Source organism: Sagittula marina, assembly GCF_014196795.1.
In the GTDB taxonomy this organism is placed as follows: Bacteria; Pseudomonadota; Alphaproteobacteria; order Rhodobacterales; family Rhodobacteraceae; genus Sagittula; species Sagittula marina.
Genome location: NZ_JACIEJ010000003.1, coordinates 439,364 through 465,561, shown reverse-complemented (window position 1 = coordinate 465,561; position 26,198 = coordinate 439,364). Strand labels below are relative to the sequence as shown.

Genomic DNA, 26,198 nt, shown 5'->3' with positions numbered 1-26,198 from the left:
GACAGAACCCCGGGCGAAGCGGCCCATTGGGCTCTGGCGGATCAACTGGCTTAGGGGGGCGTCGCCCCTGCGCGGTGCGCCTTTTGGTTGTGCGTGGGCCAGACGGGGCAGGTGCCTCAGATGTACAGCTTCAAGCTTGGGTTCCTGGAGACGCGAAAGCCTATCACAGCAGAAAAAACCGGTATCAATTCAAGGTACTGACGCAGTCTGTCCTGCCCCTCGGCTGTGGTTTGAAGCTGCTCAGGAGTATATCAAATGGCGAGCAGGGCGTGGAAACCACAACAGCGCTCTGGGTGCGTTCGCGGATATCCTTGGAGTGGCCTCTCCAACCGCTCTCTATGCTCGAAAGCTACTGGAGAGCGCCTTGGGGCCGGGTGGCGATGGGCTTCTGGTCCGATACATCTGCGATGACCTGAAGGGGAGCCTTCTGTGTGCTAGCGGAAATTCGATCGCGCTGCCCATCGAAGCTTGAATTGTAAGACATGACCGATCCTCGGGAATCGCAGCGACACGCCGAGGTGGTCATCTTCGATCACATGAAACGGCTTATAGAATCCGCGCCGTTGCCACTCCGTACCGAGTCGGAAAAACCCTGTCGCCTTCGAGGGAACGGTGGCCTGAACGAGCACCTATAGTGCCAATAATGCGTTACAGATCCAACTTGGCGCGGCAAGCGGATATAGCGAGACAGTCAGCAGTTGCACGGCCTGCGTGTCAGAGTCTTTGGAATGGCGATCGGCTCACAACGAATGAGCAATGGAGACGCGACAGTTGCGTGAGGGCCCGTCGGGTCAGGCAGCCGCAGGGTGCTATATTGCGTTATTGGTAAGTTAATAAATCTTAGGGCTTTGTTCGGCGCTTTCTCGTCGTTATTCATAAGTCTATGAAAATGCGTCACAACAAACTATTGTCACGGTGCCTGTCAATCGATCTTGAGGTCGATCCTTCCAATGCGAAGATCTTTGGCCTTGCGGCCGTGCGGAGTGATGACCGGCCGGCACTGAAAACGATGGGAGGGATTTCCGAGGGATTTCTTGACCAGCTCGAGGCGCAGATTGGTGATGTCGCGCATTCGATTGGCCACAACATACTGAAGCACGACCTGGAGCATCTTCTCGCGAGGCGGCCCGGTATCGGCAAGCTCACTCAGGCGCCAATCGACACGCTGTGGCTGAACCCGTTGGCCTTCCCGCGGAACCCGTACCACCACCTTGTGAAGCACTATCATGACGGACGCCTGGCCTCCGGGCATGTGAATGATCCTGAGTTGGACGCGCGTCTTGTGTTCGAGGTGCTCGCCAATCAGCTGGATGCCTTTGCAAAGATGTTGGAGGTCGAGCCTGACGCATTGGCTGCATTCCACTATCTGACCACGCGAATGGAACGCGCCGGCGGCTTTGATGCAGTGTTTTCCTACGTGCGCGGCCGGAGTTGTCCAAGCTATGACGAGGCCAGTGCTGCGATCATGCGGCTACTTGAGGCGCGCGCCTGCGGATTGCGTGTCGAACAGACGCTGCGACGCCTGAGCAGCCCTCAGAATGGCTGGCCGATGGCCTATGCGCTGTCCTGGATCACTGTGGCAGGCGGCGATTCCGTCATGCCACCTTGGGTCCGGGCGCAGTTCCGCGAGGCCTCGCTGATCGTCAGGCATTTGCGGGACACCTCCTGCAAGGATCCGACCTGCGGTTGGTGCGCCGAGCAGAACGATCCAGTGCGCGCGCTAGAAAAATGGTTCGGGTTTCCCAGTTTCCGCCCCAAGCCGGTAGACCCGGAGGGGCGCCCGTTGCAAGAACGCATCGTAGACGAAGCGATGTCAGGCAACAGCCTGCTGGGGATCTTGCCGACGGGGACGGGCAAATCGCTGTGCTACCAAGTGCCGGCGCTGTCACGGTTCGACAAGATCGGGGCACTGACAGTTGTCATTTCACCACTTGTCGCATTGATGGCGGATCAGGTTCAGGGGATGGAACGCGCCGGTATCTCATGCTCGGTCACGATCAACGGCATGATGTCCATGCCGGAACGTCAGGATGCGCTCGACAAGGTCCGGATGGGCGACGCCGGGATCCTCATCATCTCTCCCGAACAGCTCCGCAGCACCTCGATCCGCAGCGTTCTGGCGCAGCGTGAGGTCGGCCTCTGGGCCATCGACGAGGCGCACTGCGTGTCGAAATGGGGGCATGATTTCCGGCCGGACTACCGCTACCTCGGTCGCTTCATAAAGGAGTTCTCCGGGGATCAGTCACCTGCGCCTGTGCTCTGCCTCACGGCGACCGCAAAGCCCGAGGTGGTTGCAGATATCGTCGAGCACTTCCAGACCAAGGCCGGGATCGAATTGCTGCCACTTGACGGGGGCGCCTCGCGGACAAACCTGGCTTTCGAAGTGCGACCGACGAACAAGGCGTCCAAATTATCCGACGTCATGAGTGTCCTCGATGAACTGCTGCCTGCCGAGGGGCGCTCCGGAGCCGTGATCTATTGCTCGTCGCGCAAGGAAACCGAGCGGGTGGCCGAATTTCTGAAATCGCAGGGCGTGGACGCGGCGCATTTCCATGCCGGAATGAGCGCTGATGACAAGCAGGCCGTTCAGGAACAATTTCGGGTAGGCGCGTTGCGCGTGATCGCCGCGACGAATGCCTTCGGCATGGGGATCGACAAGCCGGACATCCGGCTGGTCGTCCATGCCGATATCCCGGGGTCTTTGGAAAACTACCTTCAGGAGGCCGGACGCGCAGGACGGGACCGGGAGGATGCCCATTGCGTCCTGCTGTTTGCCGCTGACGACGTGGAGCGCCAGTTCCGCCTGACAGCCAGTTCGCGCCTCGCCCGGCATGAAATCGGAGCGATCCTCAAGGCGCTGCGCCGGATCGATGAACGCACCAAGAAAACCGGCAAGATCGTTGCGACGTCGGGTGAAATCGTGAGATCCGAGAAAGACTTGGAGTTCGAGCGAGACAGCGCAACAGATGACACCCGGGTGAAGACTGCCGTGTCCTGGCTGGAGGAAGCGCATCTTGTTTCCCGAGAGGAGAACCGGGTTCAGGTGTTCCCGTCTTCCTTGCGGGTGCGGTCAGTGGATGAGGCGAAGAAGCGGTTGGCCGAGGCAGACCTTACGTCGGCGCATCGCAAGCAACTTATGGCCATCGTGGCGCATCTGGTGTCGGCACCGGCTGACCAGGGCGTGTCGACCGATGAGCTTTGCGGTGTCGCGGGGATATCACCCGGTGCGTTGCCAAAGGCCATGGCGACTTTGGAAACGCTTGGCATCTCACGCAACGACGTGGCGATGACGGTTTTTGTCCACGTGGGCGTAGCCAAATCCTCGATGCACAATCTGGCTCTGGCGTCTTCATTGGAGTCCGACCTGATTGCCCTGATGCAGGAACTCTCGCCGGATCTGGACGACCGCGCCCCTGCGCCGCTGAACCTTGCGGAGACCTGTCAGAGCCTTCGGGACAAGGGCCATCCCGATGTGAGACCTGATGCGGTCGACAAGCTGGTACGAGGCATCGCCCAAGATGGCCGAAGCCAGGATGGCGGGCGCGGGAATATCTCCTTGCGCAAAGCCAGCCGCAACACATTGATGGTGACCCTGGTACGTCCTTGGAAGACGGTTGAAGAAACGGCAAGGCTGCGCAGGCTGGCGGCGGAGCTGCTGCTGAATTATCTCATCGGGCGGCTTGCCAAGGGCGTACGGGGCAAGGATCTTCAGGTTGAAACGACCATCGGAGATCTTCTGGCACAGTTGACGCAGGATGCCTTTCTGAACTCCAGCGGCGTGCGCGACATGACCAAGCTGATGGAACGAGCCCTGTTGTGGCTGCATGAGCAAGGGGTGCTGACGCTTGGCAAGGGGCTGACGGTGTTTCGCTCTGCCATCACGGTTTATATCGATCCGGCCGGTGGCCAGTTCACCCAAACGCATTTCACGCCGCTGGAGGATCATTACGGGGAACAGACACTCCAGACCCATGTCATGGCGGCTTACGCTGAAACCGGTTTGCGGTCGAAGAACGATGCGGAACGTCTGTCCGAGGACTATTTTCTGCTCAACAAAGAGCAGTTCATGAAGCGGTGGATGCCTGGCATGGGCCGCGAGGTGCGACGCCAGACCACCAGTGCCTCCTGGGAGGCGATCGTAGAGAAGCTGGGCAATAAGGGGCAGCAGGAAATCGTGACAGATGACCGGGACCGGACGAATGTCCTGGTCCTTGCGGGGCCGGGATCAGGCAAGACTCGTGTGTTGGTTCATCGGATCGCCTATCTGCTGCGCATGAAACGCGAGGACCCGCGGGGCATTCTGGTCCTCGCCTACAATAGGCACGCTGCGGCCGAAATCCGCGTGCGGTTGCGCGCTTTGGTCGGGGACGACGCCATCGGCGTCACGGTCTGCACCTGCCACGCGATGGCGATGAAGCTGGTCGGAGCCAGCTTCGTGGGCCAGCGTGCTGACAGTAAGGACTTCGATGACATCGTGATGGAAGCGGTGCGCCAGCTGGAGGGCGAAGGTCTGTCGAAATCCGAAGCCGAGGCGCAGCGGGACACGCTGATCCAGGGCTATCGCTGGATCCTTGTGGACGAGTACCAGGACATTGGACCGGAAGAGTATCAGCTTATCTCCGCGATTGCGGGAAGATCTCTGGAGGATGCCGACCTGAAGCTCAGCCTGTTCGCTGTGGGGGATGATGATCAGAACATCTATGCCTTCAACGGAGCCTCCGTCGGGTTCATTCGCAAGTTCGAAGAGGACTACAAGGCGCGGCCGGCGTTCCTGGTCGAGAACTACCGGTCGACCCACCATATCATTGCAGCGTCCAACGCGGTGATTTCGGCGGCACCGGATCGGATGAAGCTGGACCACGAGATCAGGATCAACGCGGATCGCAGGCGTGATCCTGAGGGCGGTGTCCTCGCACAGGCGGATAGTGTGGGGCAGGGCAGGGTTCAGCTGCTGAATGTTCCCGCGGGCGACGGGCCCCAGGCGATCGCTGCCGTCGACGAGATGATGCGGCTGTCGAAACTGGATCCGGATTGGTCCTGGGCCAGTACAGCCATCATCTCCCGCGACTGGAAGAGGCTTGGCGCGGTCCGGACCTATGCTGAAAAGCAGGGTATCAAGGTCGAAATGGCCAACCAGGACCTGCCGAACATCTGGCGACTGCGCGAGACACAGGCGCTGGTGGCAAGTCTTCGTCGGCGACAGGGAGAGCTGCTGGGCGTTGCCGACATCATCGACCTCCTTAACGAGCAGTCGGGCAACAAGTGGGTCGACCTGTTGGCAGAAGGCATCGCCGAACTGGCGAAAGAGCTGAAGACCAAGACGATGCCAGTTCCCGATATCATCGAATGGGTGGCCGAATGGTCGCGTGAAACACGGGGCGAGCAGCGTGGGCTGCTCCTGCTGACAGCACATCGGGCCAAGGGGCTCGAGTTCGATCATGTTGCTATTCTGGATGGCGGATGGGACAGGGCATCAAAAAAAGAAGACCGTGATGCGCCACGCCGACTTTTCTACGTGGCAATGACGCGTGCCAAGAAAAGCCTGATCGTCATGACAGCGGGGGAGCATGCCCTCCTGAAGCCCGGCAGTTCCTCCGTGGTTGAGAGACAGCTCAGACCCCTTTCCCCGGCTGCAGGTCTATCTTCGAAGGTCTACCATTTGCCAAACCTCAAGCATTCGGACCTGTCATATCCCGGACGGCAAGGGGATCGGAACGAAGTTCACCGTGCAATCAAAGAGTGCCGGGTCGGTGATCCGCTGCACCTGAACTATCATGCTCCCAACTGGGAGCTTCTGGACCGTCACGGCCGCCTTCTGGGGCGCATGTCGAAGGCATGGGAGCATCCGCCGGGGCAGGTCTTGCTCTCCGGTGCAGTTGGAGCTGTGGTCCAGTGGCGCAAATCGGATGGCGACGAGCAATACGCGCACTATGCGCGTCGAGACGAGTGGGAGACCGTTTTGCCTGAGCTGGTTTTTGCTCCTCCGGGCCAAGTTGCCCCTGCAGAGACGTTGGCCGACAAAGCTGTCGGGAGTGTTGTCGTTCAGGCCAACCCTGCTGATTGCTCGGAGGCCGGTGCTGCGCAGTTTGTGAGAACTGCCAAGTCCGATAATTTGTTCGCACTCAGCGAGCTTGCGCAGCGCATCTATAGCGAAAGCGGGTCGTGGGACGAATTTATCGCTAGTTTCAAAGAGCGTGGCTTTGAAGTGGCCCCCAAGGGTGGAGGCCTTGTGCTCAAAGACGGGACCGATGGGCGCGAACTTTGCAAGATGTCTGCATTGGGCCTTAGCTACAAGGCGATGGTGCAGGGCTTCGAGGAAGCGTTCCCCGGCCATCGACCTATGAATAGCGATAGCCGAATTACGCATGCTTGAGGTCGTCCGCGTTGACAGCGACGCGGCAAACCGTCGGCCCTGTTTTGCCGCCGCAGTTCTGGGTTGAGGCCCCATCACTTGGAATTCAGCTGAGTTGCTTCAACACCGGCCAGCATTGGATTGGTGTTCGACGTTGCGAGGGGCGACTACTGTCAGGGTAAGTTGTCCATGCGAAGTTTGAGCGCCACACTCTGTGAGGGGGCAGGGTGCCGAGCACCTAACCGGTCTGGAAATAAATTTTGTCGCATCCTTGGCTATATCGGACCGGAATTCCTCCATGAGAGCCTGCTTCTGGCGCCCGAGAATAGCCCGATCAATCAAAGCCTTGATCCGGCGCTTCATGGCCACTGTTTTGCCGGGACGCCCGCGGAAGATGCCGAGATAGGGGCAGGGAATAACCGCCATCGGTCATCCTGAAACGTAGTCTATACAGTAAGCGAAATTACCGCGCGGCGATGCTTATGGAAAAACTGCGCTGCGCGCCCGGTGGGGGCGGCGGACAGGAGCCGACACGGCGGATGAGTTGAACCGCCACGCGGTCGAGCGCAGCATTGCCCGAGCGACCGGCCAGACCGACGCCGGTAATCCGACCACTGCTGCTCACGCTGAACGATACACGGACTGTGCCGCCACCGGACACACTGGGTCTTCCTGCCCGCGACACGCAGGACATGACCACCCCGGGATAGTTGCTTGCGGCGGCATTGCCCGTCGCCTTTTGCTTGCTGCCGCCGGACCCGCTTTGGCGGTTGGTCGCCGCGCGAGACCCCTTGGTCGAGCCGGCGCGGGCGTTCTGCTTTGCATTGCCGCGCGGGGCTGCGGCGGGCGTCTTTGTCCTTGCGGAGCGGGCTGCGCGCTGCTTGGCTTCAAAGGCCTTGGCCTTTGGGGCGACCGTTTCCTCGAAGGCCGCAGTGCGCTTGGGTGGCGGGCGCAAGGACCGTGCCACGCTTGCATGGGTCGGGGACTCGCCGGAGACGGACGCAGTCACAGCCTCGGGAGTTATGTCTGGCGTAGTCTCAGCCGCGGGTGGCGTCTCCGCCAAGGGACCGGTTGCGGAGGTCTCAGGCCGCACCGCCTGCAAAGGTTGCACGGGCAAAGCGGCGATGCGCTCCGGAAGAGGCTCGGATCGTGCCTGTTCAGAGGGAGTGAGCGCAATACTGCTCAAGGTATCAAGCGGCGCGGAAACTATCGCCTCGGGCATGACCTTGGTACTTTCGCGCGGCGTTTCGCTCGGGATCGATTGGGGACGCTGGGGTTGCGCGGCCTCAGGTTTGTCGGCAGGCGGGAGCGGCTCAGTCTCGGCCCTTTCCAAGGGGCGCGCCTTGTCCGGAGCTGTGGCAGGCGGCTTCGCCGCCACTGTCGGCTCCAGCAGATCCTCCGTCTCCGCGGCGTGCATTGTCCCTGCCACGAGATCCGCGAAGGACGCGCCCAGCTGCACCTCGGAACTGCCCGACGCACCTTCGGTTTGGACAGGCTCGCCGGTCAGGAGCGCCAGCGCGACCGCGGCATGGGCGCTGGCCGCGACGAGAGCCGCCGCGAGTTTCACCGTATGAGAGTGTGCGATCATTCCAGCCCCCTTTCTGTCACCAGGACCACGCTTTCGGCCCCGGCTGTGCGAAGCGCGCGGCCCAGTTGCACCAGTTCCTTCGCTGGCAGGTCGCGGTCCGGCACGATCCGTACACGGACGCGCTCTTCCTCGGTCAGGCCGGCCACATACGCCTCGGCGGAGGCGACCTCGGCCCCGCGATAGGTCATCCGGCCGTCCGCATGCACGACCAGCGCATTCGCCGGGTTCTGCCTGTCGAGGTCTGCGGTGCGCACAAGGGTCAGGTCCTTGCCCAGCGGTTGCGCGAGGGTGCCTGCGACCAGGAAGAAGATCAGCATCAGGAAGACGATATTGATGAGCGCGGTGGTGGGTTCGCGGTCGGATGTGCGGCGTCGACGTTGCATCAGGATTGCTCCAGTACCGTGATCTTGGCCCCGGGCACCTGCCGCAGGGCCACCAAAAGGTCCGTCAGCCGTTGCGCGCTGACAGCCTCCCGCAGAGCGATCAGCACGACGGGCTCCTGCGTCTCTCCGAAACCGCCGCAAAGCGTGTCGAGCGCCACGGTACGGCCATTGATGTCCAGCGTCTCAGGCCCCAGGCGCAGAAAGAACGGCGGCGCGTCGCTGGACGCCGCCGCGGCACCACCGGCTCCGGCAGCCGAAAGCTCGACCTCGGAGAAACGGGTAAACGTCGAACTCAGCATGAAAAACAGGAGCAGCAGGAAGATGACGTCAATCAAAGAGGTCATCGAGAGCCTGCGACGTCGGGTGCGTTTACGCATGGGACGGCCCGCGCGTCTCAACCGGTTCGGGCATGCGCCCTTGCTGTGTGCCCCGCCCCTGATCCTTTTCGGCGGGCGACAGGATCGTACGCAGAGATTGCCCCGCCAGCACGCGCTCCTTGTCCATCCGCGCCTCGAACCAGCTGAGCACGACCGACGTGGGCATGGCCACGGCCAGACCAACCGCTGTCGTCAGCAACGCCACCCAGATGCCGCCGGCCAGAATGGAGGGATCGACTTGGCTGCCCGCCTCCTGCAAGGCCTGAAAGGCGGAGATCATGCCGAGCACCGTACCGAAAAGCCCTAGGAGGGGTGCCAGCTGCGCCACGGAATCGAGCAGCCGGAAGCCACGCTCCAGCCGGGCAAAGCGTATCTCCGCCTCTGCCTCCAGCCGCGCGCCGTCCTGCTGCCCGTCCATGGCCATGGCGATCACGGGCGCAAGGTAACTTGTCGACCTTTCGAGGTGCTGTCGCGCGAGGGACCGATCACCACCGTCCCATGCCGCCACCGCTTGCCCAAGCGCTTTGTGTCGCCCGACGCCAGCCGCCTGGAATTGCCACAGCTTGTAGAGAACCACCGAAAACACCACGACCGACATGGCGCAGAGCAAAAGCACGACTGGCCCGCCAAGGTCGTAGATCCGCTCGATTGCATTGCGCAATTCCATCATCATCCGATCACCTCCACGTCGATCCGCGAGCGCAGGTTCAGTGCCTTGCCGCAGACATCTTGCGCGGTGCTCGCTTCTGTATCCGTTTCGCAGGTCTGCGCACCGTTGAACAATACCTGCCCGAGGCTGTCGCAGGCCAGCTGCGGCACCACGAATTGCCGGACCCGCGTGCGCGTTGCCGGCAGCGACCCGAAGTCGAACAGGGTCATCCGGTCCACCGCGCCGGCCTTGTCGAAAAGCACCGCTTCGAAGACAGCGGATTTCAGGTCGGAGTCAAAACCGTTCAGAACGACAAAGCTCATGCGGCAATTGCCGTCCTGCGCTTCGACGGAATTCAATTCGATGGTCAGCTTGTCGGACGCATCCTCCTGCGCCTGGGCGGGCAAGGCCAGCAGCGCGATGGTGGTCACGGCAAGAAGCGAGGTCAATGAACGTGGCATTCTGGCGGTCTCCTGCATGAGGTCGGGTATATGGCTGGCACCGTGGCAAGGGGCGTTCCCGCCGGGTTGACTGACCAGGAAGGCCTGAGACGGGCTGCGCTTCAGGTCAAGCCTTAACGCGACAAATAAGTTTGTTAAGTGGACCGGAGGGGGTGCCCCCCCGGTCCAGCGTGCTTCAGAACGACTTGGTGAGCGCCACTTTGAAGGTACGCCCAGGCGCCTTGCGTGTGGCCGAGGACAGATGGCCGACGTAGTCGCGATCCAGCGCGTTTTCGATTCCGAACCGCACTTCCGAACCCTTCATCCATGCGACATCGGCGGGCCGCCATGTGGCGCGCAAATTGTGGACCGTGACGTCCGACAGGTCGGTGCCGGTGGCATCACGGCGGTCATCGGCATGAACGACTTCCCAGCTCAGGTCGAGACGGTCGTCCCACTTCTTGCCGATGCCCAGTTGCACACGGTCCGACGCGCTGTTGCGCCACGTGGCGCTGCTGCCATCGGGGTCGAACTCCGTGCCTTCGCCCACATGGCCGGCGAGGTCGAAATACAGACCCGAAGCCATGCCATAGGACGCTTCCAGCTCGACCCCCTTGGTTTCCACCCGGTCAAGGTCCTTCGTGGTGTCGCCCACAGCGGTGTAGGTGGTGATGTCCCAAAGTTCTGTATTGTAGAGGTTGCCGCGCAGCGTCAGGCTGTCGCCCTGAGCAAAGACATCCGTCCCGGTATAGGCCGCGCCCAATTCAAAGGTCCTGGACTTCTCCGTCATGTCCAACCGGCGCTGAGATGTGGCGGTGGCGGCCAGATCGTCGATCAGCGGCAGACCCTCGGTATAGGCGGCCGAGCCGAAGACCGAGACACCGTTGCCGAATTCGTAGCCCAACGCGAGCCCGCCCATGAGCGCATCCTTTTCGTAGGTCTGCTTTACACCGGCCAGCGTTTCGGAGCTTTCGAGCCGCGAGGATTCATACCGCAACGCAGGCGTGACGGTGACCTGCCCGATGGTCATCTCGTCCACGACGAAGGCTGCGAGCCGGCGATCCGTGCCGCCTGGTGCCGATGCCGCATCCAGCCGCTCCTTTCGGATGGCCTCAACCCCGGCCAGCATGTCGTGCTGAACCATGCCGGTGCCGAACAGCGCGCGGTTGGAAATCGTGAGCTTCGTGGTTTCGTAACGATTGTCGGCACAGACCACCCCGGTGAAGGCGCTGGCACAGAAGTCTTCCGCGGTACCGAACTGGAAGGACGAACTGCCGTCGATATAGGTCGTGTCGATCTGCTGGTCGGCATAGGACAGCGTCGCGGTCATATCGATCAGATCGTTCACGGGGTTGAAGCGGTATTGCAGCGTGCTTTGCGCCGTATCCGTTACCCGGTCCACGCTTCCGAAGGAGTCGGCAGAGGTCTGGAACTGATCGTAGGGCACGTCCTTGTCATCGGCCACTGTGCGGGAATGGCTGAAAGTCAGCGACTGGGCGTCGTCCTCGCCGAAGGTGAACTTCGCCTTGGCGAGATAAGAGGGGGTGCGGAAGGCGCTGTTGCCGATCGTGTTTCCGTCTCCGGCGGTCAGGTCATCTTGATCGCGCAGCGTATAGTTGAAGAGGAACTCAGCGCCCTCCGCCGGCATCCACGCCAGACTGGTCGAGGAGGCATAGCCATCGCCGTTCGAGCTGTATTCAAGCGTTTGCGAGCCGCCAAAGCCCGGTACGCCGCCAGTGAAGTCCGAGGCATCCTTTGTTTCCAGCTTCACCACACCGCCAACGATGCCTGATCCATAGGCAAAGCTGCCGATGGTCCCACGCAGAACCTCCGCCTGACGATACAGGAGCGGATCGGTGAAAAGCTGTGTCCCGATGCGGTAGATCTCCTCGGACCCGACGGTGGCGCCGTCGATCATCACGGCGATCTTCTGGTCGCTGCCGTAGGTCGTATTGGCGCCAAAGCCACGGATGTTGATCCCCGAACCCTGTGGCGTGGTGCCGTTGACCAGCGTGACACCGGGCACCGAATCAACGAGCTGCGCCACAGTGCTGGCTTGCCGGTCCTTGATTTCTTCCTCGTCAACGACCGTTCGGGACAGCGCTGTGCCAAAGCTGAGGTCGCGCTTGCCGGCGGTGAGAATCAGTGTTCCGAGAAAGCCGGGGTCGCTGTTCTGCGCCATGGCCGGCATGGCCAGTGAGAGGCAAACAAGTGCGGTCGTGCCGCGCATCAGAGAGGTAAGCATTGGCGCATCCTTCGTGTGTTTCTTGCCATGGCTTGCGAAGGCTTGCGGGGCGGTTTTGATAATTTTGCGATACCCATTATCGCGATGGGTTGCAGCGTTAACCTTATCAAACTAAAACAGTCAAGTAATTAGAGACAGCCACGCACCGCTTCCCTCCGGGCGCAGCCATCGGAAACATAAACCCTCCGAGGACGCCCATGACGCAGCACACCCAATACGACCCTTCCGCCATTCGTGCCTTTCTGGCAGACAATCCAAAGCTGCGCGCCCGCGATGCCGCAGATGCCATGGGAATTTCCGAGGCGCAGCTCGTGGCTGCCAGAATCGGTCAGGGCGCAACACGAATCGCAGCCCATCCGGACCTGATCGTTCCCGCCGCCGAACGGCTGGGCGAGGTCATGGCATTGACCCGTGTCGGCGCCTGTGTGCACGAAAAGGTCGGCACCTACGGCAATTACCATTCGGGCGAACACGCCGCGATGACCCTGACGGAGGAGATCGACCTGCGAATTTTCCCTTCGCACTGGGTCCATGCCTACGCGGTCGAAACAAAGTCAGAGGCAGAGCAGGCCACGCGTCGCTCGTTGCAGATCTTCGATGCTGCGGGCGACGCGGTTCACAAGATCCACCTTCGTGCCGGATCAAACCATGACCTGTGGGACGGGATCGTGGCGGAGCTTGCGCTGGACGATCAGTCCGAAGGCCAGGAGGTCGCACCCCGCACGCCGACTGAGGCGGCGAAGGCCCGCCCCGACAAGGTCGATGTGCTGCGCGCCGAATGGGCCAAGCTCACCGATACACACCAGTTCCTGCGCCTGTGTTCCAAGCTCAAGATGAACCGTCTGGGCGCTTATCGCATCGCAGGCGCGCCGTTCGTAAGGGCGCTGCGGCCATCTGCGGCCAATGCCATGCTGCAGGCGGTACAGGCGGCTGGCATCGAGGTGATGATTTTTGTCGGCAATCGCGGCTGCATCCAGATCCACAACGGCAAGGTCGAGACGCTCAAGCCCATGGGGCCATGGCAGAACATCATGGATCCCGGCTTCAACCTGCACTTGCGGCTCGACAAGGTGGCGGAGGTCTGGGCCGTCGAAAAGCCGACCCAGCGCGGACCGGCTGTCTCGGTCGAGGCATTCGACGCCGAGGGCGGGATCATTTTCCAGGTCTTCGGTCTTGGCAAGGAAGGCCGCGATTCACGCGCCGAATGGACGCGGATCGTGGAGGCGCTTCCCATCGCTGAAAGCGTTGATGCGTGACCACGACATACGGATGCAGCCATCTCTGGCCGGATAGCTACAGATGCAAGGATAACGGCAGCAGTAGCATGCCGGTGATACAAGAAAGGGATTGAAGCGATGTTTTGCAAGGCAGGTAAATCCGGTGGTTTCGCGGCTTGTAGTGGGCTCTTGTTGTCTATCTTCGGGGCCTTGGTCCCGCTGAACGTCAGCGCGCAACAAAGCACGGGCGTGCCGACCCCCCATGCCGATGTGCTCTCCATCGGCGGTTCGGTGACAGAAATCGTCGTTGCGCTGGGCGAGCAGCATCGGCTGAAAGCGCGCGACACGACCTCCAGCTATCCGCCCGAGATAACGGCGCTTCCTGACGTGGGATACATACGCGCGTTGTCGCCCGAAGGCGTGCTCTCTGTCGGCCCCTCGCTCATCCTCTCCGAGGAAGGCGCGGGCCCGATGGAGGCTCTTGATGTGATCCGCGCGGCGGATGTGGACTTCGTCGAGGTGCCGAACGCGCTCGATGCCGAAGGGATCCTGCGCAAGATCGACGTGATCGGCGCGGCGCTCGACGTGCCCGACAAGGCCAGTGACCTCAAGGACGAGGTCGGGCAGGCGCTCGCTTCGGCAATTGGCGATGCCGAGCGGCCCGAGGCAGAGAAGAAGCGCGTGCTCTTCGTGCTGTCGACCGAGGGCGGCAAAATCAACGCAAGTGGCACCGGCACGGAGGCGGATGCGATCATTCGCATGGCGGGCGGCGTCAACGCGGTGACCGAATACGACGGCTACAAGCAGATCACCGACGAAGCAGTGGGCCTGGCCGCGCCCGATGTCATCTTGATGATGAAACGCGGGGGCAACCATGGCGCGGATGACGATTCCCTCTTCGAGATGCCCGCGATCCGCCTGACCCCGGCGGCGCAGACACGCTCCGTCGTGCGGATGGACGCGCTGCTGCTGCTTGGTTTCGGCCCGCGCACGGCAGAAGCTGTGCGCGATCTCAACGCGGCGATCTATGGCGAAGGGGCCTGAGCGGTGGCGGTTATAACCGACAGCTTCATCCCGCCGCGAGACCGGGTGGCGCGGGCCCGTGCGCTGCACGGATTGCTGGCGGCTGCTCTGTTGGTCGCCTGTGCGCTGAGCCTGCAGATCGGAGCGACCGACGTGCGCCTGACGACCTTGCTGGCCAAGCTGGCGCAGGGCCAGGATCTGAGCCAGATGGAGCGGGTCGTTCTGTTCGACATCCGGCTGCCCCGGCTGGCTATGGGCGCGCTTGTCGGCGCGGCGCTGGCCGTTTCCGGCGCGGTGATGCAGGGGCTCTTCCGCAATCCGCTGGCCGATCCCGGCATTGTCGGTGTTGGCGCGGGCGCGGGCCTCGGCGCGATCCTTGCTATCGTGTTGGGGGGGCTTCTGCCTCTTAGCCTCGCAGGACTGGTCGGGCCATACCTCGTGCCGATCGCCGCCTTTCTCGGGGGCTGGGGCGGGACGCTCCTGCTCTACAAGGTCGCCACCCGGCACGGGCGCACCTCGGTGGCGACGATGCTTTTGGCGGGCATCGCGCTTGCCGCATTGGCGGGCGCGCTGTCTGGGGTGATGGTCTATATCGCGGACGACAACCAGCTGCGCGACCTGACGTTCTGGGGGCTGGGGTCGCTCGCGGGCGCGAGCTGGGCCAAGGTGCTGGCCGCCGGGCCGCTGGTCATGCTGGCGCTTGCCGCGTCGCTCACCCTTGGACGCGGGTTGAACGGGCTGGCGCTGGGAGAGGCCACAGCCGCCCATATCGGCATCGACGTGCAACGGATGAAATCCATTGCGATCCTGACGGTCGCCGGAGCCACGGGAGCAGCCGTTGCCGTCGCGGGCGGGATCGGCTTTATCGGCATTGTTGTGCCACATCTTCTGCGCCTTGCCTCGGGTCCCGATCACCGTACGCTCTTGCCCAATGCGGCGCTGTTGGGCGCGACGTTGCTTATTCTTGCCGATGTGATTGCCCGCGTTGTCATCGCCCCGGCCGAATTGCCCATCGGCATCGTCACCGCCGTGCTTGGCGCGCCGGTCTTTCTCTGGATCTTGTTGAAGAGACGCGGAATGGTGGATTTATGAGCCTGATTGCTGAGGATATTCGTGTCTTCTACGGGCGGCGCGAAGCGTTGCGCGGCGTGTCGCTGCGCGCAGAGCCAGGCGAATTCACCGCCATCGTCGGGCCGAATGGATCGGGCAAGTCGACGCTTCTTGGGGCGCTGACCGCGTCGCTGCCATACGCGGGCCGCGTCACGCTGAACGGGCGCGAGATCGACGGGTTGCAGCCTTGGGAGCTGTCGTCCGAGCGTGCCGTGCTCCCGCAGGCCTCAAGGCTTGCCTTTCCTTTCACAGTGCTCGAAGTCGTGCGGCTGGGTGTGCAGGCGGGCACCGCCGGGGATCGCCCTGAAGTGCCGATGCAGGCGCTGGCCAGGGTCGGCCTTGCTCACTACGCCGAACGGACCTTTCAGGAACTCTCAGGCGGCGAGGCGCAGCGGGTGATGCTGGCCCGCGTGCTGGCGCAGGTCTGGTCCCCGATCGAAGACGGGCGTCCCCGTTGGCTATTGCTGGACGAACCGGTCTCAAGCCTCGATATCGCGCATCAGTTGCAGGTCATGGAAATCGCCCGCGATTTCGCCCGCGCGGGCGGGGGAGTGATCGCCGTCATGCATGACCTGAACCTCACCGCGATGTTCGCCGACCGTGTCGCTGTGCTGGCGGAGGGGCAGCGTCTGGCTTTTGGCACGCCGCGCGAGGTCTTCAGCGATGGCATCCTGTCGCGTGCCTATGGCTGTGACCTGCGCGTTTCGGCGCCGCCACCCGTTGGAACACCTTATATTCTGCCGCACGCGGCCACTGCCTGAAGGATAACAATGCCCATCAATGCCTCCATCCCCGCTGTCCTGCTGCTCTGTCTCGCGATACCCGCTGTGGCTGATCCCGTGGCCGATATCGTCATTCTGGGCGAAGTCCATGACAATCCGGATGCACATTTGGGGCAGGCCGCCGCCCTGAGAGAGCTCAAGCCCACCGCTGTCGTCTTCGAGATGCTGACAGCGGAGGATGCGCGCGCGGCCGACGCTGATCGCGACGCAATCCCTGACGCTTGGGAGGCCAGCGGTTGGCGCGACTTCGAAATCTACGCGCCGATCTTTGCCGGTTTGGGCGACGCACGCATCGTAGGCGCTGCCGCACCGCGCGAGGCGGTGCGCAGTGTTTATTCCGACGGGGCCGCCACGCTCTTCGGGCCGGAGGCTGGACGTTTCGGGCTGGACACGGAGCTGCCGGAGGACCAGCTGGAGGCGCGGATGCAGCTTCAGTTCAAGGCGCATTGCGAGGCTATGCCTCTGGACATGATGGGCGGGATGGTCGCGGTCCAGCGCTATCGCGACGCGGTCTTTGCCCGGGCAGCGCTCGATGCGCTGGAGACCTACGGTCCGCCCATCGCCGTGATTGCCGGCAATGGTCATGCCCGCACCGACTGGGGCATTCCTGCGGTGATCGGCCGCGCCGCCCCGGATGTGAGCACCTACACACTCGGCTTCGTCGAAGCGGACAGCGGCGAGCCCTTTGACGATATCCGCATCGTGCCGCCTGCAGAGCGTGACGATCCCTGCAATTCCCTGACATCCAACTGAGGAAATTCCCATGTATATTGCCATGAACCGTTTTACCGTGCCGCTGGAAAATGCCGCAGAGTTTGAAGAGCTTTGGCTGAGCCGTGAGAGCCGCCTTCAGGACATGGACGGTTTCGTTTCCTTCCACATGCTGAAGGGCGCCGAGACGGACGGCCGCATTCTTTATGCCTCGCACACAGTCTGGCAGACGGAGGCGCAGTTCCGCGCCTGGACCACCAGCGAGGCATTCCGCGCCGCCCACGCCCGCGCGGGCCATACGCGCAAGCTGCACGAGGGAGCGCCGCGCTTTGAAGGGTTCACCGCGATCCAGCACATCGACGCCAAGCTACCCGCGTGACCCTTCGTGTCAGCCACAGCGCGCCGGTGTTCCGTAGCTTTGATGCGGCATTGGCGCGCGCCTTCTACGTCGACTGGCTCCAGTTCGACTGGGAGGGCGAGCACCGCTTCCACCCGGGCGCGCCGCTCTATGCCTTTCTGCGTCTGGGCACATTTCACCTGCACCTGAGCGAGCATCACGGCGATGCCACGCCCGGATCGACCGCGCTGGTTTATGTTGAAGGATTGCGGGCGTTTCACGCAGCGCTTCCGGAAAATCCCAACATGCGCCCGGGTCTGGATCTGCAGCCCTGGGGTCTGGAGATGTCCGTAACGGATCCATTCGGCAACCGGCTGCGCTTTCTCGACCAGAAAGAGACCGCGGACTAACGCCACATCAACGAGGCTACAGGTCAAGAACGACAGCGGTCATTTCCATCCAACGAATTGGGCTCGGAAGGGACATGCGGTCATACTGCGCGGCAGGTCCTTAGGGGATCAGGTCGGCTGTCGCTGCCGACTCATATCTAGGTAGGGTCTGCTTTTCACAAATGATATCTGGCATGTTCTGGGAAGCCGCTCATATGCATCCGGCGGGGGTGATGGCCTTGTTAGGGATATGCACGCGCCGTGATCTCATTCCCGACAGGTCGATTACCAGCATTTGGGCAGTCAGGCCCTTAGGTGTTCCATCTAGGATGGTCACATTAGCCCTCCGTGATCGGCCTTATTCATGGCAAGATCGGTTCTGATGAAGTTCGGGACGTAGTGGGGCCAGGCTGATCCATCTTCACAAGGAAGCCGCGACGCCTCGGGAAGTCCGGTCCGCCCTACTGGCGAGCCAAGGGACTGCGACCCAGTAGGGCGGGCGTTTCGGGGACGCGGAGCAGACCATCTACAAAAGGCGGCATCGCTAGAATGTCGAGGACTTCGGCCACACGCCGCAAACGCCTTCAGACGAGATTGTCGGCGACCTTGCCCACAACACTGCTGGTCTCGCTAGACGATCTGCTGGCTTTGGTCCGCGCGATCCTGTGCCGTCTTTGGCTTTTCTTGTCGCAAAGGCGAAACTGCAGTCTCAAGATTTTTGTATGGCAGGACGAGAACAGCGCCTCCAGACTCGGTTTCGGGCACCAGCCTAAACGCTAAAAACATATTCACTCGCCATACTCCTGCCGGTAACGACACAAGATTGCGCCGGATTCTTGGTCGAAGTCTTTCCCGATCGAACTGCAATCACAGGAGCTTTCCATGGCTTTCACGACAATTTTCGCCCACGCCGTTCTGGGACTGGCTGCGCTGACCTCGACAGAGGCCCACACTCCCAAAGACCTCATCCTTGCGCAGGGGCAGCCCTATATCGGCTCTCAAGGCTATGTCGCGCCGGTGGCTGGCAATTACATGACGACGGCAGACGGCTGTACGTACCGCCGCACTCAGGCACCTGGCTATCCACCGCGCTGGGTCTTGGTCGTCAATCCTCAACACCTCGGCAAGGAACCTGCCACGCGCAAATGCCGCGGGATGATGTGATGTTGAAATCTGGCGGACCAAGGGCTGCTGAGGCCGAGCACTCATCAGTCCGGGAGTACGCGATCCATCTTTTGACAGATAGGATTAGATGACTGGTTGATCCATCAAGTATTTGATTTCGCTAAATTGACGTAGCGGAAGGTAAATTTAGGGTAAGTCGGCCTTTTCCTATTCCTTTTAAATGTCTAGCCTCCCGACCGGACAGGCCATCGCGCGGTGACGCAGCGACAGCTTAAGCCTTATAGGGGGGGATATACTTTGATCATCAAGGCTATCGATGCGATCAACGAATTCGTCGGTCGCATCGTCGTTGTTTTGGCTGTGCTTTTTGCAGCGATTATTATCTATGACGTGATAATGCGGTACGCTCTGAACGCACCTACACGTTGGGCCTTCGATCTGTCGAAGCAGTTGTACGGTTTTTATTTCATTTTGCTCGGGGCTTACGCGCTGAAGCATCAAGCTCATGTGCGCGTCGATTTGCTGCTTGAGCGTTTTCCGAGTGGCGTACAACGTGTCGTCGAAATTCTCGGCTACGTGATTTTCTTCTTTCCTTTCACATGGGTCTTTCTCACACGCTCCTATGACTTCGCCTCGACCTCCTGGGCGCAAGGCGAAACAACATACGGCGCGGTGGCTCTGCCAATCTATCCGCTCAAGGCAGCTCTTTGCGTTGCGGCCGCTCTTCTCTTGATCCAAGGCGTCAGCGAAGTGCTCAAACTTATTTTTGGCCGTCAGGAGATTGTGCAATGACCGGGCTTGGCGGAGAGAGCATTGCGCTCATCATGTTTGGTTTGCTGGTTTTGGGTTTGATGATGGGTCATCCCCTTGCGTTCGTGCTGGGGGGCACTGCGGTGCTGGGCGCGCTGATCGCGGGCAAACCTATGGTCCTGGGCATCGTCATCAACCGTATCTTCGGCGATGTCATCGACAATTATACCCTGATCGCCATACCACTTTTCGTGCTCATGGCCCAGTTCCTGAGCAATTCGGGTGTCACCGACAAGATGTTCGAATCCTTGCGGCTTTTGATGTCCAACGTGCGCGGTGGACTGGCGCTGGCGGTTGTGTTCATCTCGATCCTGCTGGCCGCAACCACCGGCATCATCGGCGCATCGATCACCGTGATGGGCGTCATGGCCCTGCGCCCGATGCTGCAGTACGGCTATGCTCCGACGCTGACCACAGGTGTCATCGCGGCCAGCGGCTGTCTGGGTATCCTTATTCCACCCTCGATCATGCTGATCCTGATGGCGTCCTACTCGCCACTTTCCGTGGGTGAGCTCTTTGCGGGGGCCATGCTGCCAGGCGTGATCCTTGGCCTGCTGTATGCGGGATGGGTCGCGATCGTGGCCGCGGTGCGCCCGGATATGGCGCCCTCGGTTCAGCCGGACGATATGCCGCCGCGCCGGGAATTGGTGCTGATGCTGCTCAAGGAGGCGATGCCGCCGCTCCTGCTGATCTTCGGCATTCTCGGCTCGCTTCTCGCTGGTATTGCCACAGCCACCGAAGCCTCTGCCATCGGAGCAGCTCTGGCTTTGGCCATTGTGATCGCGCGCCGCAGGTTTACGCTTGCAGGGTTTTATGACGCGCTGAAGGAAACCGGCAAGACCAGCGCGATGATCCTCTTTATTGTTGTGGGAGCCACCGCGTTCACCGGTGTTTTCAACATCACGGGCGGTCTGCGTGCCACGCAGGAAATCATCCGCGGGCTCGACATGGAACCCTGGATGCTGATGACGGTGATGATGTTCATCGTCTTCATCCTCGGGGCGTTTCTGGATTGGACCGGGATTGTTTTGCTGTCTTTCCCGATCTTCCTGCCCATCGTACAGGAGATGCCATCGGTCGATCTGCTGTGGTTCGTTGTTCTCATGTCGATCGTTCTGCAAACGTCGTTTCTGACGCCGCCTTTCGGATATGCGCTGTTCTATCTACGCGCCATCGCCCCTAAGGAGGTCAAGACCACGGACATCATCAAAGGGGTTCTGCCGTTTATCGGGCTGATCCTGTTGATGTGTGTGGCTGTGGCGCTGGTTCCCGGTCTGGTGACTTGGCTGCCCGCCACGCTTTATCGCTAAATTCAAGGTTAAACAGGGAGTAAGACCATGAAATTGCACCACTCTACACTCGCCGCGGTGACGCTCAGCGTATCGCTTGCAGCGCCTGCCATGGCGCAGGACAACTGGATGATGACCACCACGTGGCCCTCGTCGCTGGAACTGATCGAGTTCGACAAGCACTTCGTCGACCTCGCCAACAAGCTGACCGGCGACACGCTGACCATCGACTTTTTCGAGGGCGGCAGCCTCGTTCCCGCGGGCGAGGTCTTTGGCGCGGTCCAGTCCGGCACGGTTCAGGCGGGCGCGGATTGGCCCGGCTACTGGGCGGGGCGCGACGCGGCTTTCACGCCGCTGGCCACGACACCGGCGCTGTTCAACGCCGTCGACTATGTCAACTGGATCCAGCAGTGGGGCGGTCGTGAGTTCTACGAAAAGACCTACGGTGAGTTCGGGATGGTCTACCTCCCGTACGGTGTGACCAACAACGAATCCGGTTTCCACACCAACAAATCCATGACCACGCTTGAAGATCTCCAGGGCATGCGCCTGCGGGTTTCCGGCAACGAACAGGGTCGGATTCTGGAACGTCTTGGCGGCAGCCAGGTCTCCATGGCGGGTGGCGAAGTTTACCAGTCGCTGGAACGTGGCGTCATTGACGGCGGCGAGTTTTCTACCCCGAACGTCGACTACTCCGCAGGCTTCCAACAGGTTACGACCCACTGGTCCACACCTGGCTGGCACCAGTCCGCTTCCGTGTTCGGCGTGGCGATCAACAAGGGCGCATGGGACGCTCTGGATGCGGACACGCAGGAAAAGCTGCGCATCGCGGCCGACGCGACAATGCTCTGGTCTTTGTCCTTTACGGAAAAGCGTGCCACCGAGGCCTACTCGAAGTGGGATGAAGAAGTGACCGTCGAACGCTACACGGACGAGGCTCTGGCCGAAGTCCAGAACGTCGCCAACGAGGTTATCGTCGAAGTGTCTTGCGAAAGCCCGACTGCTGGTGCGGTCTACCTTTCCATGGCGGAATACTTGGGCAATTATAGCCAGTGGCGCGAAGCATCGGCACCTTACAATCTGGGCCGCACACCCAACGGCCCTTCGATCGAAGAGCTTCAGGCCTGCGTCGACGGCTAAACCTTTCAACGACCGCAAATACGAAAGGCCGCCTTATTGGGCGGCCTTTTTCGTAACCTTTTGACGAAACGTTCCTAGCGAAACGCCGTTAACATGCACCTGCGCTGCCACTTTAAAAGCGCTGCGCCAGTTCGTTGCTTTCCAAGGGCTCGACACCGACGGATTTGTTTTCTTGGCGCAGTTGTGGTGGCTTGCCTTCAGATGTGAACGCGCGGGGCAGGGGGTGTCTGGGCCTCGAAAGTCGTGGCTACGGCTCCGTGGGCAGCATGTGTCCGGTGCAAAACGTCTGCTGCGCGGTCGAGCAATGCGACAGCGGCGTCCCGAGAGACAGCGTGCGGGCTTAAAGCAGGGAAACCGCGATAGGGTTTCGGCAGTTCAAAATGTCGTTTCCAGCCTACGATCTGCCTTCGGCACAAGGAGGTACCTTGCCGGCTTTGTTGCGTAAAGGCCTCCCGGCATTCATATCACGGATCCCGTAGGTTGGATCGGTGGCACGCTAAAGCCGTCTTTCCCCGCTATTGAACCACGAACTGGTCCAGCTACAACAAGCCGCTTCGGAGCCGGAAATCGCTGCTGGTCTGGTTTGATCGCGACATGACTTGGCTGACAAACGCGGGCGACCGGACGCATTCTGTGACGCTGCCATCCAGTTCTTCCTGAGCGTGATGGTGGTGTCTGGCCTGCCATCGCGGCAAATATCGGGAATGATTGCCAACCTTTTGGAAATGGCGCGACTTGATTGGCTGGTGCCTGCCTGCCGCACACTGCGCCGGCATCAGAAAACCTTGAATGTCCAAATACCCTGTCGCCGTGTGCACGCACCGTTGAACCTGCTGGTGCCCGCGCGGGACATTGCTTTGCAATACGCTGGCGGGTGAGAGGCAGCAGCGGGATCAAGTGCATGGGTGACGGGGAGTGGCAGGTTCGCAAACATGGAAACAGCCGCAGAGGCCAGTGGCGTATAGCATCTGGTGAGGAATGCCGCCACGTCGGACATCTGAGCGGTGAAGTTCACGCCCAGCGGTGACGGCTCCGCTCATGGTTTGCAAGGAAACCTTGGTCGGGCAATGGACAGAACTTTTCTTCCCGACCTGCTGGAGCAGGGACCCGATGACGAGCAGATCGGCGCCTCTCGGCAGATTGCTTCGCATCGACTGACGGGCAGTGGGCGGCGCCTACGATAGTCGCCGGCGCCACAGGGTTATCATCGAGCGCGATGTCGAGACCACCACTGCGGTCAGGCGAAACGGACGATTGTCGACGGAGGACGGCCCTGCAGCCACGGCCCGCAACCAGATACTGCGCGCCTCAAAGTCCTTCGGCAAAGCACCCCGGAAATGTTGGAGTGGCTACCACACCTGAAGTCGCATCGAAGCCAGGATGCGATGCCTCAAGGCGTTCGGCGGGCATATCATGGCGGGGGGGGGGGGCCAGTTTGGCAGACCGCCGATCCGCATGGCCCTCATGAACCAGTTCCCGACCATTGGAACGGCCGAGATCACCTGTGTCAAATAAACAAATTGGTAAAGGAGCCAATTCGCTCTCGACCCGCTTTAGGCAACAACGCCTTTTTACCACACTCGCCGGCCCTCATCAGCGCTTGCCATGCGCACGTGTGTCGAGGCATTTAACCCGCGGCCTGCGCTGAGCAGATTTCGTCGGGTCGTATCAAACGTGCCGCTCTGGGCGGACACCGGTGCGTGGCCCGGCGCAGGGCGGGGCTCAACCGCCGTGCCTGTCGCGCTTTCATGACGGAGATTATTCTTTTCCGTCAGCCCAAAGCTGTTTTGCAGATCATCCCGGTAATCTGGCCCCCTTAACCGTTTCCCGCAGTAAGCGGCCAATATACAAATGAAAACGAAACGGTTGGCTCCCTGAGCCAGGCGCGGCGAGATGATTACAGGAGGAATTTCATGTCCTTGGCCCTCATTGAACGGACCGGCGACGGCGTTGCCATCATTCGGCTCAACCGCCCTGAGCGACGCAATGCGCTGTCGAGTGCGCTACGCGCCGATATCGCGCAGGCGGTCGCGGAGCTTGACGCCGATGCGGAAGTGCGTTGCATCATTCTGACCGGGGATGAAAAGGCTTTTGCCGCCGGGGCCGACTTGTCGGAGATCGCCGAGGCACGCCCGATGGCCGAAGTCTTTGATCGCATGCCGGTGGCCAAGCGCGCTCTGGAAGCTTCGCGGACACCGGTAATTGCTGCGGTCCGGGGGCTTGCGCTGGGTGGTGGCTGCGAGCTGGCCATGATGTGCGACATCGTGATCGCCGGGGACACTGCCAAGTTCGGCCAACCGGAAATCCGCTTCGGGATCATGCCGGGGGCCGGAGGCACGCAGAAGATACTGCGCAGCGCGGGCAAGGCGAAGGCGATGCGTTACTTGCTGACCGGCGACCTTTTTCCGGCCGATGTGGCCATGGACCTTGGCGTCGTCTCCGAGGTTGTGCCAGACGCGCAGGTGATGGAGGTCGCCACCACGATGGCCCGAAAGGTCGCCGCGCAGCCGACCAAGGCGGTGCAGGCCATCAAGGACGCGGTGCGCGAAGGGGCGAACGCGCCGCTCGATACAGCGCTGATGATTGAGAACAGACTGTTCCAGATGCTCTTCTCGACCGACGACCAGAAGGAAGGGATGCGTGCCTTCCTTGAGAAACGCGAACCCACGTTCAAGGGGCAGTAACCGATGGCCTATGCATTCGAAGACATCAGGAAGGTGGGCGTTATCGGCGCCGGTATCATGGGTGCGGGTATTGCGCAGGTCCTGGCGACCTCCGGCTTTGAGGTTGTCCTGAATGACATGAGCGCAGAAGCCATTGAAAAGGCGCGGGCCGGGATCGACGCTCGCATTGACCGTCTAACAGAGAAGGGGCGCCTCGAGCCGGAGCAGGCAGAGGCGGCAAAGGCGCGCTTGTCCGGCTCGTGCGAGCTGTCGGCGCTATCGGACGTGCAGTTGGTGGTGGAGGCCATCGTTGAACGGCTCGACGTCAAGCAGGGTCTATTTTCCGAGCTGGAAAAGATCGTCAGCCCCAAAACCATCCTGGCCTCGAACACATCTTCGCTGTCCATTGCATCCATTGCGAAGGCTTGTGACAGACGGGACCGCGTGGTCGGGATGCACTTCTTCAACCCCGTGCCGTTGATGAAACTGGTCGAGGTGATCGGTGGTGCGGCGACGGACCGGTCCGTGATCGACACGACGCGCGCATTGGCCGAGGCGATGGGAAAGGTGCCGGTTCTGGCCAAGGACGGCCCCGGGTTCATCGTGAACCTTGGCGGACGTGCCTATTACACCGAGGCCTTGCACATCCATGGCGAAGGTGTGGCCGATCCAGCCCAGATCGACCGGATCATGAAGATGGCCGCAGGATTTCGCATGGGTCCGTTCGAGCTGATGGACCTGACCGGCATGGATGTAAACTACCCGGTGTCGACCCTCATCTTCGAAGGATACAAGCACGATCGCCGTCTCGCGACAACAGCCGGCCATGCCTACATGTTCGAAGCAGGTCTGCTGGGCCGCAAGGTCGGGCAGGGATTTTACGACTACGATCAGGATTTGCCCAAGCTGCCTTCCGTGCCCGAAGAAGGTGCGCGAAGCGAACTGTCGGTGGTGTTGCCTGAACGTGCCACGGACTTCGCAGCCTTGACGGACAGAGGGCTGAGCACGGCTGCCGATGATGGCGCAATGCCGATCCTGGTCAGTCCACTTGGCGAAGACTGTAGCAGCATGGTTGCACGGCTTGGGCTAGATCGTAGGCGGACGGTGGCGGTTGATCTTTCCGCCGTGCAGATGGGACTTGTGACCGTGATGACGGCACCCGGCGGATCAGATGTGCTGGAGGATGTGACGAGGTGGCTGACGCAAGCGGGCCTTCACGTGGAGGTCATAAAGGACAGTCCCGGTTTTGTAGCGCCACGCATCGTCTCGATGATCGTCAACCTGTGCTGCGAGATGGCGCAGATTGGCGTCGGCAGCCCCGCGGACCTCGGCAAGGCGATGACCCTGGGCCTGAACTACCCGTTCAACCCGCTAGATCACGGCGATGCCATTGGGGCAGAGCGGGTTCTTGCCACCATGGAGGAGCTTCAGGAGACGACCGGCTCCGAACGGTATCGCCCGAGCCTCTGGCTGAAACGACGCGCCCGACTGGACCTTTCGCTTAGCGCGCCAGATTGAGGGAATGCAACGGTGGCGGCGTCGGGGAGGCGCCGCTACCTCAGGAAGGA

20 protein-coding genes and 1 pseudogene are annotated in these 26,198 nt (G+C 61.3%); 15 read left to right on the top strand and 6 right to left on the bottom strand.

The window, feature by feature from the left end; translation table 11 throughout:
* Positions 1 to 1,009: 1,009 nt before the first annotated feature.
* Positions 1,010 to 6,373 carry a RecQ family ATP-dependent DNA helicase gene (locus tag GGQ68_RS08360; protein WP_246429300.1) on the top strand — a complete coding sequence of 1,788 codons (5,364 nt, stop codon included), beginning with the start codon at positions 1,010 to 1,012 and terminating at the stop codon, positions 6,371 to 6,373.
* Between the two features lie 442 nt (positions 6,374 to 6,815).
* Here GGQ68_RS08360 and GGQ68_RS08355 read toward each other — a convergent pair whose 3' ends face one another.
* The 6 genes from GGQ68_RS08355 to GGQ68_RS08330 form a co-directional block, all read right to left on the bottom strand.
* Positions 6,816 to 7,940 (bottom strand): TonB family protein, encoded by a 1,125-nt coding sequence (locus GGQ68_RS08355; RefSeq protein WP_183964877.1) that lies wholly within the window; start codon positions 7,938 to 7,940, stop codon positions 6,816 to 6,818.
* Complete coding sequence (locus GGQ68_RS08350; RefSeq protein ID WP_183964875.1) at positions 7,937 to 8,323, bottom strand: ExbD/TolR family protein; 387 nt, start codon at positions 8,321 to 8,323, stop codon at positions 7,937 to 7,939. Before GGQ68_RS08350 ends, GGQ68_RS08355 begins: the two co-directional genes overlap by 4 nt.
* The gene (locus tag GGQ68_RS08345) at positions 8,323 to 8,700 is read right to left on the bottom strand and encodes a biopolymer transporter ExbD (protein ID WP_281374677.1); all 378 of its coding nucleotides are present in this window, start codon (positions 8,698 to 8,700) and stop codon (positions 8,323 to 8,325) included. Before GGQ68_RS08345 ends, GGQ68_RS08350 begins: the two co-directional genes overlap by 1 nt.
* Positions 8,693 to 9,373, bottom strand: a complete 681-nt coding sequence (locus tag GGQ68_RS08340; RefSeq protein WP_183964871.1) for a MotA/TolQ/ExbB proton channel family protein — start codon at positions 9,371 to 9,373, stop codon at positions 8,693 to 8,695. Before GGQ68_RS08340 ends, GGQ68_RS08345 begins: the two co-directional genes overlap by 8 nt.
* Complete coding sequence (locus GGQ68_RS08335; RefSeq protein ID WP_183964869.1) at positions 9,370 to 9,810, bottom strand: hypothetical protein; 441 nt, start codon at positions 9,808 to 9,810, stop codon at positions 9,370 to 9,372. The genes GGQ68_RS08340 and GGQ68_RS08335 overlap by 4 nt, the downstream gene beginning before the upstream one ends.
* A 175-nt stretch (positions 9,811 to 9,985) precedes the next feature.
* On the bottom strand, positions 9,986 to 12,034 hold the full coding sequence (locus GGQ68_RS08330) for a TonB-dependent receptor domain-containing protein (RefSeq protein ID WP_183964867.1): 2,049 nt from the start codon (positions 12,032 to 12,034) through the stop codon (positions 9,986 to 9,988).
* 197 nt (positions 12,035 to 12,231) lie between these two features.
* Here GGQ68_RS08330 and GGQ68_RS08325 point away from each other — a divergent pair, with 197 nt between their 5' ends.
* The 14 genes and pseudogenes from GGQ68_RS08325 to GGQ68_RS08260 all read left to right on the top strand — a co-directional run bounded on the left by GGQ68_RS08325 (position 12,232) and on the right by GGQ68_RS08260 (position 26,148).
* Positions 12,232 to 13,290: a hemin-degrading factor gene (locus GGQ68_RS08325; RefSeq protein ID WP_183964865.1), complete on the top strand. Its 1,059-nt coding sequence runs from the start codon at positions 12,232 to 12,234 to the stop codon at positions 13,288 to 13,290.
* A 99-nt stretch (positions 13,291 to 13,389) separates the two neighbouring features.
* Complete coding sequence (locus GGQ68_RS08320) at positions 13,390 to 14,295, top strand: heme/hemin ABC transporter substrate-binding protein (protein WP_183964863.1); 906 nt, start codon at positions 13,390 to 13,392, stop codon at positions 14,293 to 14,295.
* 3 nt (positions 14,296 to 14,298) lie between these two features.
* The gene (locus GGQ68_RS08315) at positions 14,299 to 15,366 is read left to right on the top strand and encodes an iron chelate uptake ABC transporter family permease subunit (protein ID WP_183964861.1); all 1,068 of its coding nucleotides are present in this window, start codon (positions 14,299 to 14,301) and stop codon (positions 15,364 to 15,366) included.
* The gene (locus tag GGQ68_RS08310) at positions 15,363 to 16,145 is read left to right on the top strand and encodes a heme ABC transporter ATP-binding protein (protein ID WP_183964859.1); all 783 of its coding nucleotides are present in this window, start codon (positions 15,363 to 15,365) and stop codon (positions 16,143 to 16,145) included. The genes GGQ68_RS08315 and GGQ68_RS08310 overlap by 4 nt, the downstream gene beginning before the upstream one ends.
* A 9-nt stretch (positions 16,146 to 16,154) precedes the next feature.
* Positions 16,155 to 16,919, top strand: a complete 765-nt coding sequence (locus tag GGQ68_RS08305; protein ID WP_183964857.1) for a ChaN family lipoprotein — start codon at positions 16,155 to 16,157, stop codon at positions 16,917 to 16,919.
* 10 nt (positions 16,920 to 16,929) lie between these two features.
* Positions 16,930 to 17,256 (top strand): heme-degrading protein HmuQ, encoded by a 327-nt coding sequence (gene hmuQ, locus GGQ68_RS08300; RefSeq protein ID WP_183964855.1) that lies wholly within the window; start codon positions 16,930 to 16,932, stop codon positions 17,254 to 17,256.
* Entirely contained in the window at positions 17,253 to 17,624 is a 372-nt protein-coding gene (locus GGQ68_RS08295) for a glyoxalase superfamily protein (protein ID WP_183964853.1), read from the top strand. Before hmuQ ends, GGQ68_RS08295 begins: the two co-directional genes overlap by 4 nt.
* An 861-nt stretch (positions 17,625 to 18,485) precedes the next feature.
* Positions 18,486 to 18,767, top strand: coding sequence for a hypothetical protein (locus tag GGQ68_RS08290; protein WP_183964851.1), 282 nt, complete (start codon positions 18,486 to 18,488; stop codon positions 18,765 to 18,767).
* 258 nt (positions 18,768 to 19,025) lie between these two features.
* On the top strand, positions 19,026 to 19,520 hold the full coding sequence (locus GGQ68_RS08285) for a TRAP transporter small permease subunit (protein ID WP_183964849.1): 495 nt from the start codon (positions 19,026 to 19,028) through the stop codon (positions 19,518 to 19,520).
* 32 nt (positions 19,521 to 19,552) lie between these two features.
* Positions 19,553 to 20,848 (top strand): TRAP transporter large permease, encoded by a 1,296-nt coding sequence (locus GGQ68_RS08280; protein WP_183964986.1) that lies wholly within the window; start codon positions 19,553 to 19,555, stop codon positions 20,846 to 20,848.
* A 27-nt stretch (positions 20,849 to 20,875) separates the two neighbouring features.
* Positions 20,876 to 21,967 carry a TRAP transporter substrate-binding protein DctP gene (gene dctP / locus GGQ68_RS08275; RefSeq protein ID WP_183964847.1) on the top strand — a complete coding sequence of 364 codons (1,092 nt, stop codon included), beginning with the start codon at positions 20,876 to 20,878 and terminating at the stop codon, positions 21,965 to 21,967.
* A gap of 522 nt (positions 21,968 to 22,489) precedes the next feature.
* Positions 22,490 to 23,482: pseudogene (locus GGQ68_RS08270) on the top strand (IS5 family transposase); the annotation flags it as partial.
* A gap of 398 nt (positions 23,483 to 23,880) precedes the next feature.
* Positions 23,881 to 24,651, top strand: coding sequence for an enoyl-CoA hydratase-related protein (locus tag GGQ68_RS08265; RefSeq protein WP_183964845.1), 771 nt, complete (start codon positions 23,881 to 23,883; stop codon positions 24,649 to 24,651).
* A 3-nt stretch (positions 24,652 to 24,654) separates the two neighbouring features.
* Positions 24,655 to 26,148 (top strand): 3-hydroxyacyl-CoA dehydrogenase, encoded by a 1,494-nt coding sequence (locus tag GGQ68_RS08260; RefSeq protein ID WP_183964843.1) that lies wholly within the window; start codon positions 24,655 to 24,657, stop codon positions 26,146 to 26,148.
* The last annotated feature ends 50 nt before the right edge of the window (positions 26,149 to 26,198 follow it).